Raw genomic sequence first — 15891 nt, forward strand, 5'->3', positions numbered from 1 at the left:
CCCGTTGCCGGTGAAATTCGTCCGAACCAAAATATGGCACTTGTACTGTTTTCGCGGTACCGTCCTGGTCACCCACTACCCGACGTACGGCGAGAGGACGGGACCTGGATGTTCACCTCAAACGTTGCGAAGACACTCGTCGGCGGTGTCGCCGTCGCACTACTCCTGGCCGGCTGCGGCCGGTCCGACGCCCCGGCGGCGCAGGCCGCGGCCGGCAATCCGATCGACTCCAACCCCGCGAGCGGCACCATCACGGTGTGGGCGATGGGTACCGAGGGCGAACTTTTGCCCAAGCTGGCCGCCCAGTTCAGCAAGGAGAATCCCGGCGCGAAGGTGCAGGTGACAGCGGTTCCCTGGCAGGACTACGCCAAGAAGGTGCAGACGGCGATCGCCTCTGGAGACACACCTGACGCCACCATGGTGGGTGCGGTCGACCTCGCGGCGTTCGCGTCCACCGGCGGACTGGACAAGGTCCCGTCCGGCCTCGTCGACACCAGCGCCTTCTACCCGGGCGCCGCTCAGAGCACCACGTTCGAGGGAGCGTCGTACGGCGTCCCGTGGTACGTCGAGACGCGCTCGCTCTTCTACCGCAAGGACCTGGCGCAGGCCGCCGGAGTCTCCGCACCCAAGACCTGGGACGAGTACGGCCCGTTCCTCCAGGCCCTGCAGAAGCAAGGAGCCAAGTGGGGGCTTTCGCTGCCCACCGGCGCCACGGGGACGTGGCAGGGCGTCGTGCCGTTCATGTGGCAGGCGGGAGCCGAAATCATGAGTGCGGACGGGAAGAAGTTCACCTTCGACACCCCCGAGGCGCGCAAGGGACTCGAGTTCTACCAGCAGTTCATCACCTCGAAGATCTCCAGCCCGAACGGCCCGGTGAGCCTCGGCGAGATCGAGCCGCAGTTCGTCGCCGGATCCACTGCCGCGCTCATCTCCGGTCCCTGGGAGGAAGGTCTGCTGAAGTCCGCCGGCGGCGCAGCTTTCGTCGACGACAAGGTGGGCATCGCTCCGCTTCCGTCGGGACCGAAGTCCAACGCCAGCTACATCGGCGGCGGCCAGTGGTCGGTGTTCAAGGACGCCAAGAACCGCGACGGCGCCTGGAAGTTCATCCGGTGGATGGCCGGTCCTGAGGTGCAGAAGACCTGGTACTCCCTGTCCGGAGACCTGCCGTCGGTCCAGTCGGCGTGGAACGAAGGAAAGCTGGCGACCGACCCGGCTCTCGGTGTCTTTCGCACCCAGCTCAAGACGGCGCAGCCCGGCCCCACCACGACGACCTGGCGGCAGGTGACGGCGGTGCTGGACGCCGAGTTCGAGAAGGTCGCGAAGGGCGTCTCGTCACCGGAAGCAGCCCTTCAGGAGATCCAGAAGAGGGCGGCTGCGATCGGCACCGGGGAGTAGGCATGACGACTCTTGCTCCCGCCAAAGCCGTACCGACTGCTGGACCGCCGCGAACGGAACCGCCACGGTCTCGGGGCCGCGCCCGGCGGACGTTGATCGCGTGGGCCTTCTGCGCACCCTTCATCGTGCTGTTCGGCACCTTCGGTGTGGAGCCGGTCTTCTCGTCGCTATCGATGAGCGTCACCGACATCACAGCCCGGGACATCAGGACGCCGTTCAGCGTCGACTTCGTCGGCCTGGCGCACTACACCGCGCTCTTCCAGGATCCGACGTTTCTGCGGGCGGCGGTCAACACGCTGTACTTCGTCGTGGTGGGAATCCCGCTGACGATGATCATCGCCCTGACGATCGCCGTCGCACTCAACTCGGGAATCCGGCGCGCGAAGGGACTCTTCCGGGTCGGGTACTTCGCTCCAGTGGTGACCAGCGTTGTGGCGGTCGCGGTGGTGTGGAGGTACCTCTACGAGCCGGACGGCATGATCAACTCAGTCCTGGCCGTCGCGGGGATCCACGGGCCGGACTGGTTGAACGACCCGAACTGGGCCATGCCCGCGCTCATCCTGATGGCGGTCTGGCGTCACTTCGGCATCCCGATGGTGATCTTCCTGGCCGGTCTGCAGTCCATTCCGGCGGACTTGCTCGAGGCGGCCCGCGTTGACGGCGCCACTCGCTGGCAAGCCTTCCGCAGTATCACCTTGCCGCTGCTCAGACCGACGACCCTGGTGGTCGCCGTACTGCTGAGCATCGGTTATCTGCAGTTCTTCGAGGAGCCGTTCGTGATGACGAGTGGTGGCCCGCTGGGCAGCACGACTTCGATCAGCTACTACGCCTACGAGCAGTTTGGCTTCGGCAACTACGGGATGGCCTCCGCCGCGTCGTACGTGCTGGTGGCTGCGATCGCACTGCTCAGCCTCCTGCAATTCCGTATCTTCCGAGCGAAGGCATGACATGAGGCCCGCCCGCGTACTCCTGTACGGCGCTCTGGCGCTAGGACTGCTCGCGACACTTGCGCCGTTCGCGTGGATGTTACTGGGATCGGTCAAGCCGACCGGCGAGATCGTCGCGAATCCCAGCGTCTGGCTGCCCCGCTCTCCGACCATCGGAAACTTCGAGCAGTTGCTGTCGAAGCAGAACTTCGCGCTGTACTTCGTCAACAGCACGGTGGTCGCCGTGACGTGTGTGCTGGGGAATCTGCTCTTCAGTTCGATGGCAGGCTATGCCTTTGCCAAGCTGGAGTTCGCCGGAAAGAAGCTCCTGTTCGGCCTCGTCCTCACGATGCTGATCATCCCCGGCGTCACCACCTTCGTGCCGCTGTTCGTCCTCGTCAGCAACATGGGACTGAGCAACTCCTATCTCGGGTTGATCCTGCCCTTCCTGGTGGCACCGCTCGGTGTGTTCCTCATGCGCCAGTTCATCCGGGACATTCCGGATTCGCTGCTCGAAGCTGCTCGCCTCGACGGCGCCGGCGACGCCCGCATCTTCCTCAGAGTCATCGTCCCGCTCTGCCGGCCCCCGCTGGCGACACTCGCGATCCTGACCTTCCTCGGCCAGTGGAACAACTTCCTCTGGCCATTGGTGATCGCACAGACCGAAGACCACTACACGTTGCCGGTCGCGCTCGCGCTCTTCTCGGTAGGTGCCAACGGCACCAATTACGGTCTGCTGCTCGCCGGTGCCGTCACCGTCGTCACACCGATCGTCCTGCTCTTCCTGGCCCTGCAGAGACAGTTCATCCAGGGCATCGCCAATACCGGCCTGAAATAAGGAGAAACCGAAGATGCTTCGTCCGCAGGACGGACCCACCCGCGAACGACGGTCACTGGCCGGCCTGTGGCGATTCCGGCTCGATGCCGAGGGAGCCGGCCGCACCGAAGGCTGGTGGCGCTCGACCCTCGCGGCCGCCGAGGACATGCCGGTGCCGGCCAGCTACAACGACATCTACCCCGACACGGCAGTCCGGGATCACGTCGGCGATGCCTGGTACCAGACGAGCGTGTGGGTGCCGGATCAGTGGGCAGACCAGCGCGTCGTACTGCGCTTCGATGCCGCAACCCACCGCGCGATCGTCTGGGTCAATGACACGGAGGTTGCCGAGCACGAAGGCGGTTACACCCCCTTCGAAGCAGATGTCACCGAGCACCTCCGACCAGGAGCTGAGAACCGGGTCACGGTCGTGATGAACAACGAACTGAGCTGGTCGACGATCCCGCCGGGCACCATCGAGGAGCGGCCAGATGGCCGGCGGGTGCAGCGCTACTTCCACGATTTCTTCAACTACGCGGGACTGCACCGGCCGGTCTGGCTCTACACCACTCCCCCGGCGTACATCAGCGACATCACCGTGACCACCAGCTTCGACGACACCACCGGCGTGATCGACTATCGGGTGGACAGTACCGGCGACGTCCGCGTGGTGCTGCGCGATGCTTCAGGCTCCGAAGTTGCCTCCGCCGACGGCTCGGCCGGCTTTCTGCGAGTGCCCGATGTACATCCCTGGGCCCCTGGCGACGGGTACCTCTACGAGCTCGAGGCCTCGCTGCTCAACCAGTCCGGGGAAGTCGTCGACAGTTACCGGCAGCCGGTCGGCGTACGCACGGTCGAGGTACGCGGAAAGCAGTTCCTGATCAACGGAACGCCCTTCTATTTCAAGGGATTCGGCAAGCATGAGGACGCGGCGGTCCGCGGCAAGGGGCACGACGACGTACTGATGGTGCATGACTTCGCGCTGCTCGATTGGATCGGCGCGAACTCCTTTCGTACGTCGCACTACCCGCACGCGGAGGACGTTCTCGACTACGCCGACCGGCACGGCGTGGTCGTCATCGGCGAGACGCCGGCCGTCGGCCTCAACCTCAACATCGGCGGCGGAGTCTTCAAGTCCGGCGAACGAGTGCCGACCTTCGCAGCGGACAGGGTCAGCGACGACACCCAGCACAATCATCTCCGGGCGATCCAGGAACTGGTCGCTCGCGACAAGAACCATCCCAGCGTCGTGCTGTGGTGCGTCGCCAACGAACCCGACAACGTCCAGCCAGAAGCGCGTGACTACTTTGCCCCGCTGGTGGCGGAAACCCGCCGCCTCGACCCGACTCGGCCAGTGGCCTACGCCAACGCACTGCTCGCACCGCCGGACCAGTGCGTGATCACCGACCTGTTCGACGTCGTCCTGCTCAACCGCTACTACGGCTGGTACTTCGGTCCCGGCGACCTGCAGACGGCCGAGACCTCCCTGGAGACCGAACTGCGCCAATGGGCCGAGCTGCACGGCAAGCCCATCATCATCACCGAGTACGGCGCGGACACCTATCCCGGCCTCCGTGACATCGTGCCCAGCCCGTGGACCGAGGAGTACCAGACCGAGCTGCTCGACGTGTATCACCGCGTCTTCGACCGGGTCGACGCAGTGGTCGGCGAACAGGTCTGGACCTTCGCCGATTTCGCCACAATGCCAGGCGTTTTCCGCGTCGACGGCAACAAGAAAGGCGTCTTCACTCGCGACCGCCGACCCAAATCCGCTGCCTTCCAGCTCCGCACCCGCTGGCTCGAATGCGAATGATTGCTTCAAGCGGTGAGTGTGGAGAAGTTCGGTAATTGGATGTATCTGGCGGTCTGCTCACGCGGTCTGTCCCAATGAGAGCCCTGAACAGGAGGGGCCCGAACTTGGGGGAAACCCAGCATGGCAGAGACTGATTTCGATGGCCTTCCGGGCCTCGACGGCGCAGTGACCGCGGTAGCGATCATCGATCATGACGGTAACCCGAACCGGGTTGTCGACGACCAGTTCCCGTTCGACGTGACCGTCAAGTGGAGCGTCACGCCGCCGGCCACGGCCGCGCTGCTCGATGGCAAGTGGACCATCAAGGTGTACGCGGAGTCGATGGGGCCCGGTCCCGAGAAGCTGATCGGCACCGCCACCGAGGCCGCCAACGGCGGGCCCGCGTACAGCACGAAGATCACCGTCCCGGTCAGCACGCTGCCGTCCGACGTACCGCCGGACTCGGGCGCCTACAAGCTCCTCGTGGTCATCACGTACCGGAACACGCTCGGCGTGCTGACCGAGATGGCCGCGTTCAGCGAGGGCCCGATGTTCCTGCTCCGCCGTCCCTGAGGACGCGGAGCCTGCAACGCGCGGATGCACGGCACCCGGAGGAGGGGTCGAGTGGGGTGCGTCGGCGCCGCCTGGCGGCGGCATGATCAGGGGGAGATGTCGCCGCCAGGTCACCAGCACAACGGGATGCACAGCGGACCCAACCCGGGAGCCGGAATGGAAGATGACGCCACACCGGTCACAGCGCTGGTGGTCGCCGCCACCGGTGGCGAACAGCAGGCGTGGCGCGAGCTCGTCGGCAGGTACGCACCGTTGCTCGTATCCGTCATCCGGCGGTTCCGGCTGACGCCGAGCGAAACCGAGGACGTCGCGCAGACCGTGTGGCTTCGGCTGGTCGAGCACCTGGGCAGCCTGCAGGAACCGCAGGCCATCGCGGGATGGATCATCACGACCGCACGTCGCGAGTCGATCCGGCACCTGTCCTCCAAACGCCCCAACGACCCGCTGGATCCCGAGCACAAGTCGATCGCGGCCGACAGTGGTGAACCGGAGGAACGCATCTTCCGGGCTGAGCGGCACGAGGTCCTCCTGGCCGGACTGGCCGAGCTGCCGAGCCGCCAGCGAGAGCTGCTGTTGCTGCTGATGGAAGATCCGCAGCCGTCGTACGTCGAGATCAGCCAAAGCACAGGTATTCCGGTCGGCAGCATCGGGCCGACCAGGTCGCGCGCACTCGAACGATTGCGCAGATCGCCGCCGGTCATGGCCTACATGGCGGCGGACCGCCCCGAACCGTCAGGAGGTGATCGGCATGACGCAGCGACGCTGGGATGACGACGAGCGCCTCTTCGACGATCTTTCCGAAGCCGTCCGCGACACCGCACCGTTGGCACGAACGATCGCCGAGCACGCCGCGGGCGCCCTGTCCTGGCAGACGATCGACGAGGACCTGCTGGCAACCCTGACCTTCGACTCCTCGCTCGAGCCGGCTCTCGCGAACCGGGCCGACCCCGATGACACCCGCGTGCTGGTGTTCAGCTCCACGCCGCTGTCGATGGAGCTGGAGGTGATGCACGACCAAGTGGTCGGCCAGATCTTGCCGCCCAGTGCGGGCGAGGTTCGCATCGAAGTCTCCGACGGCGCGGAGTACCGCGTCACCGTCAACGAATCGGGCTTCTTCGAACTGCCGGCGCTGCCCGCCGGTCCGGTTCGACTGCGCTGCGACACGGCGACCGGGCGAGTGGTCACCGACTGGGTGCGGCTGTGATCCGCGCTCAGGCTCCCAATGCCGCTCAAGCTCCCAGTGCGATGAAGGACTGCGCCGCCGTACGGGCCGATCGGCCGACGCCGGCGGATGCCCGGGCCTGGGCGAGCGCCTCGGCAAGATCGTCCCCGGCCCGCAGCCTGCCATGCAGGCCGAGCATCAGCGGCACCGTCGCCGGGTCGTTCACCGGTACGACGCTCGCCACCACCCCGGACGACCCGAGTGCGACCAACGCGCTGACCAGACCGAGCAGCTCGTCCGCACCGCTGGGTCCACCGAGCGCGGAGCTGCAACTCGACAGGACCACTCGGTGCGGCGCCCGTTCCAGCCGTTCGAGGTCGTACACAGTGAGTGGCCCGTCTCCCAGTTCGAGCGCCGAGAACAGCGGGCTGTCGGCGCGGAACCTGCCGTGGGCCGCGACATGCACCAACGACGCCCCGTCCATCGCTTCCAGCACGGCTTCCGCGGTCGCATCGGCATCAGTGAGCACGACCGCGTCCGGGTACAGCTCCGCGAGCCGCCGTACCTCCTCCAAACCGGTCGACAACTGGGGACCACCGATCAGCACCACCCGATCAGTGGCCGGCGGTACGGCGTTCTGTGCGCGCAGCCACGCCGCGGCCGATGGGGCCACCGAGGTCGGGCGGTGCCGTAACGAGGGCAGCAGGCTCCACGGGACCGCGTGTAGCCGGCCCGTCGGTACGACGACCACTGGGCCGTCGTCCAGGTGCTTGACCGCCTCGCCCAGCAGCGCGGTCTCGAGCCGGACTCCGATCTCATCGAGGTCGAGTTCGTGCGTGCCGCGGCCGGCCGCTTCGCGGCGCAGGGCGAACAGCGCGTGGGACAGCCGATGAGTCGCCTGCTGGGTCGGACCGACCGGCTTGAGGTGGACCCGGCCACGCGCCGCCACGATGGCGTACAGCTGGTCGTCGACGTCGGTGAGCTCGACCAGGCTGCGGTCCCCGAGGCGATCGAGCAGGTCTGCGCTGTGGAACCGGTCGGGCCGGCCACCAGCGGCCCCGGGCGTCAGCAGCACCCGACGGCGTACGACGGATTCGAGGCGGCGGCACTCGCGCTGCAGCGGGCCGGATCCGAGCCGCTGGTCGTAGCCGGCCTCCAGCCGATGGGTCAGGCTGCGCAGCGCGGCGAGGTCGGCGACCAGGTCATCGCCCGCCTGCGGCCGGACGGGTGGGATGGCGAGCACGGTGGCACGCCAGCGTTCGCTCCATTCGAGGACTTGGCGGGCGTTGCCGCGCTGGACGGCGTACCGGAGTGCGATCGCGGCGAGCTCGGCACCCTGGGCGGTGGCAAGCACGCGCAGTTCGGTGGCGCCGAGGGTTCGCATGTAGATCTCGATCAGGCTCAGTCCCTGGCGGCAGGCGGCCAGCATCGCGCGCGACCGGCCGTCCCCTCGGTGCAGCGCGGCTTGGGCGAGCCAGCCGGCACCGCGCGCCCGCAGGCCGCGGTTCCGGGCTCCGGCCGCGACCTTCAGGTGATGCCGGGCTTCCGTCGCGTCGGACCGCGCGAGCGCGAGCCAGCCGGTCAGCAGATGCGCCTCGGCCGCGAGGTCCGGGTCGAGGCCGTCGAGTTCGGCGCTGAGCCGTCGTCCGGTGCGCAGGAGACGAGCCGTCCGGTCGCCTCCTGCGTAGCGGGACTGGATCAGCGCAAGCTCCGCGCGTGCCGCCCACCAGGGACGCTGCTGGCGGCGGAACAACTTCATCGCGTCGCGACTTCGGCTCTCGGCCAGGTCCAGAGCGCCGGAGGCGTGCGCCGCCAGTCCGGCGCAATAAAGCAACTCGGCGCGTCGCACCGCCGAGCCACGCTGCTGCTCGATCCGCTCGAGCGCGCTGTTGATCTCCGTGAGTGCGTCACGCGCCAAGCCGGCCGCCAACAGGACCAGGCACTTGTTGGCGAACAGGTCCGGCTCGAGGACGCCGAGCTCGTCGACCAGCCGTTGTGCGTCGTCGAGGAACCGCATCGCCGTCGGCAGGTCACCACGCGCGAATGCTGCGGCACCACGCGCCTGCCGGGTGTCGGCGTACTCGACCTGCTGACCAGATTTCGCGAACAGCTCCTCGCTGCGGGCGTAGTCCTCGTCGGCGCGCTCGATCGCGCCCATCGCGAGCAACACCATCGCGCGGTGCGTCAGCGCCCGGGCCTCCCAGACCAGGTCACCGGTGTCGCTCAGGAACGCGACAGCCTGCTCGGCGTCGGCCAGCGCCTCGGCATAGTGACCGAGCAGCGCTCCCCGCACCCAGGCTCGGCGGATCAGGATGCGCCCGGCCAGCACACCGGTCCGGCCCGGCACGACCGAGTCGAGCGCGGCCAGCCCACGGTTGGTGTGACCTGCCATCACCAGGGCCACGCCGAGAGTCGCCAGGATCTCTGCCTCCCGGTCCGGATCGGCAGCCTTGCGAATGTGCCGGGACGCCGCCTTGAGCTCCGTCACCGCCTCGTGGATGTCACCGAAGTCGCGGAGGACGACGCCCGCCGCGTGGTGGGCCGCCGCCGCCTCGGCGTCCGACGGCGAGTTCGCGAGAACGTCGCGCGCGAGCCTGAGGGCGTCAGCGGGTCGCGAGAGCGCAAGCGCGTGCAGCTCGTCGGCATCCACAGCACAACCTGCCCTCCCCATACCCGGACGTTGTCCGATCGTAATACGCAATCAATCACCGTGGCGGAGGGGACGAAATGACAGCATTCCAACGCTTGAAAGACGCGCTACGCCTCATCCTGGCGGATTCCGAAGGTGACGGGCCACAGCGTTGGCACGGTACGACGGCCGCCTACCCACACAACTGGGAGGAACTGGAGTACGTCGAATACTTTTACCGCCGGGACACCATTCTCGTCCGCACCGGAGACGTCGACCTGGTGCTCTACGCACTGCGGAACGCGCCGCCGGGTGACGAAAGCGGGCCGATCATTCCCGAGGAAGTCGGGATCGATCTGCTACCCGTGATCGACGGTGTCACCGGCCTGGTGTGGCGCTACGGCCGAACCCTCGCGTCGGCGAAGTCGGGGCGGGCGAGGTATGGCGGCAAGGAGGTCGGCCGTGGGTACGGCGAACGACCCGACGATGACGATCCACTGTCGGCACCTAACGTTCTGCGTCGCCTGGACGAGCGAGTCGGCATCGGGACGGCGACTCCGAACCATGCGCTCCCGTTGTGCGGCAACGGGCATCCCTGTCCGGCGACGGAGCCGGCCGAGGTGCCGAGCAAGTCGGTGAGCCCGATGCCGCCGGTGAGCAGCGGGATCTGTTGCGGGAAGCACGGATGGGACGGCGACGGCGTGCTGGTCGGTGTCGTGGACGAGGGCCTGATCGAGGCTGCGCCGCTGATGTGGCCGTGGATGGCCGGCGTGCACGGTGACGCCGAGAACCCCTACGACGCAACGACCGGAGAGATCCGCCCGTATGCCTGCCACGGGACGTTCGTGGCCGGTTGTGTTCGCTGTACGGCGCCGAAGGCCGAGGTCTGCGTCAAGCGGGCAGAGCCCATTTACCTGCACGAGGACGCGGGGATGGCCTACGAGGACGAGATCATCCGGCGGATGAGCGACCTGCTCGACCTGGGCGCGGACGTCATCGTCTGCGAGTTCGACGGCAGCACCCGGCTCCATCTCCCGATGCTCACGTTCGACGCCTTCTACGACAAGCGTTTGCGCAACCTGAACGTCGTCGTGGTCGCACCGGCCGGAAATGACGACACCCGGCTGCCGACCTTCCCGGCGGCGTACTCGTGGGTGATCGGGGTCGGCGCCTTGTCCGCGGACGCCAACAGGCGCGCGTACTTCTCCAACTACGGCGGCTGGGTCGACGTCTACGCTCCCGGCGTGGACTTGGTCAACGCCTTCGCGGTCGGTGACTACACGTGTATCGAAGAGCCCCACGAGCACCGGCACTTCGAGGGAATCGCGAACTGGAGTGGTACGTCGTTCTCGACGCCGCTGGTGGCCGGGATGATCGCGGCACGGATGTCCGCGACGGGTGAAAACGCTCCGCAGGCGGCCCAGGCATTGCTGCGGCTCGCCCGCAGCCAGGCCTTGCCGGGGGTCGGCCCCGTGCTTTTGCCACACCAGGTGTGCGGCACTCCCCGCGAACCGTGCCATGCCGGGTGCGATTGCGCGTGCGGGTGCGCGGTGTTGTCATGACGTATGGCCAGAACGCATCGGATGGAGTGCACGGCCAGCCCTGCTGGTCTGCTGTTCGAGTGTCTTGACGGCTGCGGCCGCCGGATCGTGGTGGACGGGGCAAGCGGAGACCTCACCATCATCGACCACGGCGACCGCGCAGCCCTCCACCAAGCCTCCAACGGCGGAGTCGACCTCCACCCCACCACCATCGACTGACAGCTCACGGCAGGCGGTCAAAAATCTGCTCGTGTTCGGCGCGGATCGGCGCGTAATGTCGGCTGGGACGGGTTTCGTGCCGAGGGGGACCGATCGTGAGCCAGCCTGCTGCCCAGTCCGACTATCCCGACAACATCGACGCCGCCGTGCTGAAGATCGCCGGCGTGGTGGTGCTCGGGGCCATCATGTCGATTCTCGACATCACCGTGGTCAACGTCGCCTTGCCGACCTTCCAGGACGAGTTCGGTACGCCCGAGAGTCCGATCGCCTACTCCCATGTCGCCTGGACGGTCACGGCGTACACGCTCGCGCTCGCGACCGTGATTCCGTTGACCGGCTGGGCGGCCGACCGGTTCGGCACCAAGCGGCTCTATATGACCGCGATCTTCCTGTTCACCGCCGGATCGGCGCTGTGTGCGACCGCGTCGAGCATCGACATGCTGATCGGCTTCCGCGTCCTGCAGGGACTGGGCGGCGGCATGCTGATGCCGCTCGGCATGACCATCATGACCCGGGCCGCGGGACCACACCGGATGGGCCGGCTGATGGCCATCCTCGGCGTACCGATGCTGCTCGGCCCTATCCTGGGACCGATCCTGGGCGGCTGGCTGATCCAGGTGGCGAGCTGGCACTGGATCTTCCTGATCAACGTGCCGCTCGGCGCGATCGCGCTGGTCTACGCCTGGTTCGCGCTGGCCAAGGACAGCCCCGAGCCGTCGGAGTCGTTCGACTTCCTCGGCATGGCGCTGATGTCCCCCGGGCTCGCGCTGTTCCTCTTCGGCATCTCCTCGCTGCCCGCCGAGGGCGGCGACTTCGGCGCGCCGCGCGTGTGGGTCTCGACGCTGATCGGCGTACTACTGATGGCGACCTTCGTCTGGCACTCCTTCCGGCCGCAGCACCCGCTGCTCGACCTCCGGCTGTTCCGCGACCGGAATCTCACCGTGTCGATCGTGACGATGTTCTTGTTCGCCGCCGCGTTCTTCGGTGGGCTCCTGCTGGTGCCGACGTACTTCCAGCAGATCCGCGGTGAGTCGACACTGCACGCGGGTCTTCTGGTCGCGCCCCAAGGACTCGGGGCCATGGTGACCATGCCGATCGCGGGGAGGCTGGTCGACAAGTTCCCGGTGGGACGCATCGCGCCCTTCGGCATCGCGCTGATCGTCGTCGGCATGTTCGGGTTGACCCAGGTCACGGCCACCACGCCGTACCCGTTGCTGATCGGGATGCTGGTCGTGATGGGCTTCGGTATGGGCGCCACGATGATGCCGCTGTTCACCTCGGCCCTGCGGACCCTCTCCGGCGCCCAGGTCGCGCGCGGCTCGACGCTGCTCAACATCAGCCAGCAGATCGCCTCCTCGTGCGGTGTGGCGACGATGTCCGTCATCCTCACCAACCAGCTCAACGACTCACCGATCATCCCCGGCACGCAGAGCATCCCCGGGCTGGGCGACGGACTCCGCGAGACCCAGGCGGCGATCCTGTCCAACACCCGCCCGGAGAACCTTGCCCAGCTCCACATCGACCCGGCCGCCATCGCGCGCGGGCTGGTCGACGCCGCCTCGGCGTTCTCGCACACCTACTGGGTCGCGTGGGCACTGGTCGCGCTGACCTTGGTGCCGGCCCTGATGCTCCCCCGAAAACACGAGACGACACGCCTCGTCGGCAAGGACGTGCCGCCTGCCGTGGTCGACTGACCGTACGGCGTTCATGGCACTGCGATCAGGAGGACTTCTTCGATGACTGCCCTGCGTGTGCTCTTCCTCGGCGGGACCGGTGTGATCAGCTCGGCGTGCTCCTGGCGTGCCATCGAATCGGGGCTCGACCTGACGGTCGTCAACCGTGGCAAGACCTCGACCCGCCCACTCCCGGACGAGGCACGCCAACTCACCGCCGACATCAACGACCCAGTGGCCTTCGCGGCCGTCGCCGCCGAGGACTTCGATGTCGTCGTCGACTGGCTGGCGTTCACGCCGGACCAGGTGCGCGCTCGCACCAATGCGCTGCGCGGACACGTCGGCCAGTACGTGTTCATCAGCTCCGCCTCGGCGTACCAAACACCACCGACCCGCCTGCCGATCACCGAGTCCACCCCATTGCGGAACCCGTTCTGGCAGTACTCGCGGAACAAGATCGCGTGCGAGGACCTCCTCACCCGGCTGTACCGCGACGAGGGCTACCCGGTGACGATCGTGCGGCCGTCCCACACCTACGACCGCACGCTGATCCCGTTCAACGGCGGCTGGACGATCGTCGAGCGGATGCGCCGCGGCCGGCCCATCGTCGTACACGGCGACGGAAGCTCGCTGTGGACCTTGACGCACCATCGCGACTTCGCCCGCGGACTGGTCCCGCTGCTCGGCCACCCGCGCACCCTCGGTGACGCCTTCCAGATCACCTCCGACGACGTCCTCACCTGGGACCAGATCGCGAACGCGCTCGCCGCCGCGGCCGGGACGTCGGCACAGATCGTCCACGTCCCGTCGGACGCCATCGCCGCCGTCAACCCCGCGTGGGGCGACAGCCTCCTCGGCGACAAGACCCATTCCGCGGTCTTCGACAACACCAAGCTCCGGCAGGTGGTCCCGGACTTCGTTGCCACCATCCCGTTCGAAACGGGTGCCCGCGAGATCATCGCCTGGCACGACGAAGACCCGGCCCGGCGCCAGATCGACCACACCATCGACGAGGCAATGGACACCCTCATCGCCCGCTACCCGAGCTGACGCGGTTTGTCGGCGTACCCGGGTAGTGTCCTGGCCTGTGGACGTTGGGGAGCGCATTCAGGAACTTGCCGATCAGATCGTCGTACTGCGTGACGCCTACTACCGGGGTTCGCCGACGGTGGCGGACGCGGAGTACGACGCGATCGAGGACGAGCTGCGGGCACTGATCGATGCCAAGCCGGAGCTGGCGCCCGATCCGAACCCGCTGGACCAGGTGGGTGCGCCCGCGGTGCTGCACGCGCCCGTCCGGCACTCCCGGCCGATGCTGTCACTGGAGAAGGCGACCCGCCCCGAACAGGTCGAGGCCTTCTTCAGCCGCTTTCCCGGCCAGCCGGTGGTCGTCATGCCGAAGCTGGACGGCCTGTCCCTGGCCCTGGTCTACGAGAACGGGCGGCTGGCCCGAGCGGTCACCCGCGGCGACGGGACGACCGGCGACGACGTGACCCCGCTCGTGCGGGCGCTCACCGACGGAGTTCCCGACCGGCTCGACGTACAGGATCGCACCGAGGTCCGCGGTGAGGCGGTCATGTTGCGCTCCACCTTCGCCGCCTACAACGCCGCCCACCCCGACAAGCCGTTGATCAACCCGAGAAACGCCGCCGCCGGCACGCTGCGCGCCAAGGATCCGGCCACCGTCGCCGAGCGACGTCTGCAGTTCCTGGCCTTCGACCTGCTCAGCGACCGAGACGACGCCGACGCCGATCTCGAGCGCGCGCTGCAGACGATGGGATTCACCGTCGCCGGCATGCGGCACTGCAATGACGCCGCGGCGGCGCAGGCGGTGATCTCCACGATCGAGCAGGAACGCAACGAGCTCGACTACGACCTGGATGGCGCCGTGCTGCGGCTGGCCGATCGCAACGCCTTCGCCGCCGCGGGCACGCGCTCCAGCTCGCCGCGCGGCGCGTTGGCGTACAAGTTCGCCGCCGAGGAGAAGACGACCGTGCTGGCCGACGTGGTCTGGGACGTCGGCAAGACCGGCAAGATCGCGCCGGTCGCCTGGCTCGAGCCCGTCTTCGTCGGCGGTACGACGGTCACCCGCGCAACGCTGGCCAACCAGGAAGTGATCCGCGCCCGCGACATCAAGATCGGCGACACGGTCCTGGTACGCCGGGCTGGTGACGTGATCCCGTTCGTCGCGGGCGTCCTCGACGCGTCCAAGCGCACCGGAGCGGAGCGGGACATCGTGCCGCCGAGCGTGTGCCCGTCGTGCGAGCAGCCCCTGACCGAGCAAGGCAACAGCCGCGAACTGTTCTGCACCAACGTCTCCTGCCCCGCCCAGACCGTACGGCGGCTGATCCACTGGGCGTCCCGGGCAGCCGCCGACATCGACGCCATCGGCGGGGTCTGGATCGAACGACTGGCCGACGCCGGGATCCTCGAGAACCCGTCGGACTTCTACCAGCTGACCGCTGAAGAGCTGCTGAAGTTCGACCGCATCGGCGAGGTCTCGGCCGCCCGGATGATCGACTCGATCGACGCGAGCCGCCAGGTCGGCCTCCGCCGTGCTCTGATCGGCCTCGCGATCCCGATGGCGTCCGAAGGCACCGCGGCCAGGCTGTGCCGGGCCGGATTCGCCTCCCTCGAAGAGGTCGCCGACGCAGGCGTCGACGGACTCGTCGCCGTCGACGACATCGGCCAAAAGGTCGCCGCCTCATTGATCGAACACCTCGCCCGGCTACGACCCGAGCTCGAACGACTCCGCGCGGCCGGCGTCTCGCTCGACGTACGCGAGGAAGACCTGCCACCGGTCGTCGCGGCCGGTGCACCGCTGGCCGGGAAGACAGTGGTCGTCACCGGCGCCATCAGCGACCCACGCTCCGGCGAAAAGGTCGCCCGCCCGGCCTTCCAGCGACTCTGTGAGAGGGCCGGCGCGACCATCGCCTCGTCGGTCTCGGCCAGCACCGACCTGCTCATCACCGGCGCCGACGTCGGCGCCGCCAAACTCACCAAGGCCGAAAAACTCGGCGTCACCGTCGTCGACCAATCCGAGATCTGGCAACAACTCCAAGCCGCCGACCTACTCCCCCGCTGACCCCGAGCCCGGCGTTCTGTGGGCCAGGCAGCGCCGGTGCTGCATTGACGCGTGTGATCCAGATCACTACGGTGGGTAT

The 15891-nt window shown here is 67.7% G+C and carries 13 protein-coding genes; 12 read left to right on the plus strand and 1 reads right to left on the minus strand.

Annotation, left to right across the window (positions count from 1 at the left end; translation table 11 throughout):
* The first annotated feature begins 108 nt into the window (after positions 1-108).
* The 7 genes from EV646_RS07630 to EV646_RS07660 all read left to right on the plus strand — a co-directional run bounded on the left by EV646_RS07630 (position 109) and on the right by EV646_RS07660 (position 6707).
* Entirely contained in the window at positions 109-1395 is a 1287-nt protein-coding gene (locus tag EV646_RS07630) for a sugar ABC transporter substrate-binding protein (RefSeq protein ID WP_158290915.1), read from the plus strand.
* Between the two features lie 2 nt (positions 1396-1397).
* On the plus strand, positions 1398-2342 hold the full coding sequence (locus tag EV646_RS07635) for a carbohydrate ABC transporter permease (protein ID WP_132145435.1): 945 nt from the start codon (positions 1398-1400) through the stop codon (positions 2340-2342).
* A 1-nt stretch (position 2343) separates the two neighbouring features.
* Positions 2344-3159 (plus strand): carbohydrate ABC transporter permease, encoded by an 816-nt coding sequence (locus tag EV646_RS07640; RefSeq protein ID WP_132145437.1) that lies wholly within the window; start codon positions 2344-2346, stop codon positions 3157-3159.
* A 13-nt stretch (positions 3160-3172) separates the two neighbouring features.
* Positions 3173-4951 carry a beta-glucuronidase gene (gene uidA, locus EV646_RS07645; RefSeq protein WP_132145439.1) on the plus strand — a complete coding sequence of 593 codons (1779 nt, stop codon included), beginning with the start codon at positions 3173-3175 and terminating at the stop codon, positions 4949-4951.
* Between the two features lie 120 nt (positions 4952-5071).
* Positions 5072-5503 (plus strand): hypothetical protein, encoded by a 432-nt coding sequence (locus EV646_RS07650; RefSeq protein ID WP_132145441.1) that lies wholly within the window; start codon positions 5072-5074, stop codon positions 5501-5503.
* A gap of 156 nt (positions 5504-5659) precedes the next feature.
* Positions 5660-6274 carry an RNA polymerase sigma factor gene (locus EV646_RS07655; protein WP_132145443.1) on the plus strand — a complete coding sequence of 205 codons (615 nt, stop codon included), beginning with the start codon at positions 5660-5662 and terminating at the stop codon, positions 6272-6274.
* The gene (locus tag EV646_RS07660; RefSeq protein ID WP_132145445.1) at positions 6252-6707 is read left to right on the plus strand and encodes a hypothetical protein; all 456 of its coding nucleotides are present in this window, start codon (positions 6252-6254) and stop codon (positions 6705-6707) included. The genes EV646_RS07655 and EV646_RS07660 overlap by 23 nt, the downstream gene beginning before the upstream one ends.
* A 25-nt stretch (positions 6708-6732) precedes the next feature.
* Here EV646_RS07660 and EV646_RS07665 read toward each other — a convergent pair whose 3' ends face one another.
* Positions 6733-9315 carry a CHAT domain-containing protein gene (locus EV646_RS07665; protein WP_132145447.1) on the minus strand — a complete coding sequence of 861 codons (2583 nt, stop codon included), beginning with the start codon at positions 9313-9315 and terminating at the stop codon, positions 6733-6735.
* A gap of 77 nt (positions 9316-9392) precedes the next feature.
* Here EV646_RS07665 and EV646_RS07670 point away from each other — a divergent pair, with 77 nt between their 5' ends.
* The 5 genes from EV646_RS07670 to ligA all read left to right on the plus strand — a co-directional run bounded on the left by EV646_RS07670 (position 9393) and on the right by ligA (position 15812).
* Positions 9393-10856, plus strand: a complete 1464-nt coding sequence (locus EV646_RS07670) for a S8 family peptidase (RefSeq protein ID WP_132145449.1) — start codon at positions 9393-9395, stop codon at positions 10854-10856.
* 3 nt (positions 10857-10859) lie between these two features.
* Positions 10860-11054, plus strand: a complete 195-nt coding sequence (locus EV646_RS07675) for a hypothetical protein (RefSeq protein ID WP_132145451.1) — start codon at positions 10860-10862, stop codon at positions 11052-11054.
* 95 nt (positions 11055-11149) lie between these two features.
* Entirely contained in the window at positions 11150-12748 is a 1599-nt protein-coding gene (locus EV646_RS07680; protein WP_132145453.1) for a DHA2 family efflux MFS transporter permease subunit, read from the plus strand.
* Between the two features lie 42 nt (positions 12749-12790).
* The gene (locus EV646_RS07685) at positions 12791-13777 is read left to right on the plus strand and encodes an NAD-dependent epimerase/dehydratase family protein (protein ID WP_132145455.1); all 987 of its coding nucleotides are present in this window, start codon (positions 12791-12793) and stop codon (positions 13775-13777) included.
* Between the two features lie 37 nt (positions 13778-13814).
* Positions 13815-15812 carry an NAD-dependent DNA ligase LigA gene (gene ligA, locus EV646_RS07690; RefSeq protein ID WP_132145457.1) on the plus strand — a complete coding sequence of 666 codons (1998 nt, stop codon included), beginning with the start codon at positions 13815-13817 and terminating at the stop codon, positions 15810-15812.
* The last annotated feature ends 79 nt before the right edge of the window (positions 15813-15891 follow it).

It is taken from the genome of Kribbella antiqua (assembly GCF_004345665.1).
Classification (GTDB): Bacteria; Actinomycetota; Actinomycetes; order Propionibacteriales; family Kribbellaceae; genus Kribbella; species Kribbella antiqua.

What these genes read in the sequence shown, in the direction of transcription:
- EV646_RS07630 (WP_158290915.1), top strand. Translation starts at nt 109, where the DNA reads ATGTTCACCTCAAACGTTGCGAAGACACTCGTCGGCGGTGTCGCCGTC.
- EV646_RS07635 (WP_132145435.1), top strand. Translation starts at nt 1,398, where the DNA reads ATGACGACTCTTGCTCCCGCCAAAGCCGTACCGACTGCTGGACCGCCG.
- EV646_RS07640 (WP_132145437.1), top strand. Translation starts at nt 2,344, where the DNA reads ATGAGGCCCGCCCGCGTACTCCTGTACGGCGCTCTGGCGCTAGGACTG.
- uidA (WP_132145439.1), top strand. Translation starts at nt 3,173, where the DNA reads ATGCTTCGTCCGCAGGACGGACCCACCCGCGAACGACGGTCACTGGCC.
- EV646_RS07650 (WP_132145441.1), top strand. Translation starts at nt 5,072, where the DNA reads ATGGCAGAGACTGATTTCGATGGCCTTCCGGGCCTCGACGGCGCAGTG.
- EV646_RS07655 (WP_132145443.1), top strand. Translation starts at nt 5,660, where the DNA reads ATGGAAGATGACGCCACACCGGTCACAGCGCTGGTGGTCGCCGCCACC.
- EV646_RS07660 (WP_132145445.1), top strand. Translation starts at nt 6,252, where the DNA reads ATGACGCAGCGACGCTGGGATGACGACGAGCGCCTCTTCGACGATCTT.
- EV646_RS07670 (WP_132145449.1), top strand. Translation starts at nt 9,393, where the DNA reads ATGACAGCATTCCAACGCTTGAAAGACGCGCTACGCCTCATCCTGGCG.
- EV646_RS07675 (WP_132145451.1), top strand. Translation starts at nt 10,860, where the DNA reads ATGGCCAGAACGCATCGGATGGAGTGCACGGCCAGCCCTGCTGGTCTG.
- EV646_RS07685 (WP_132145455.1), top strand. Translation starts at nt 12,791, where the DNA reads ATGACTGCCCTGCGTGTGCTCTTCCTCGGCGGGACCGGTGTGATCAGC.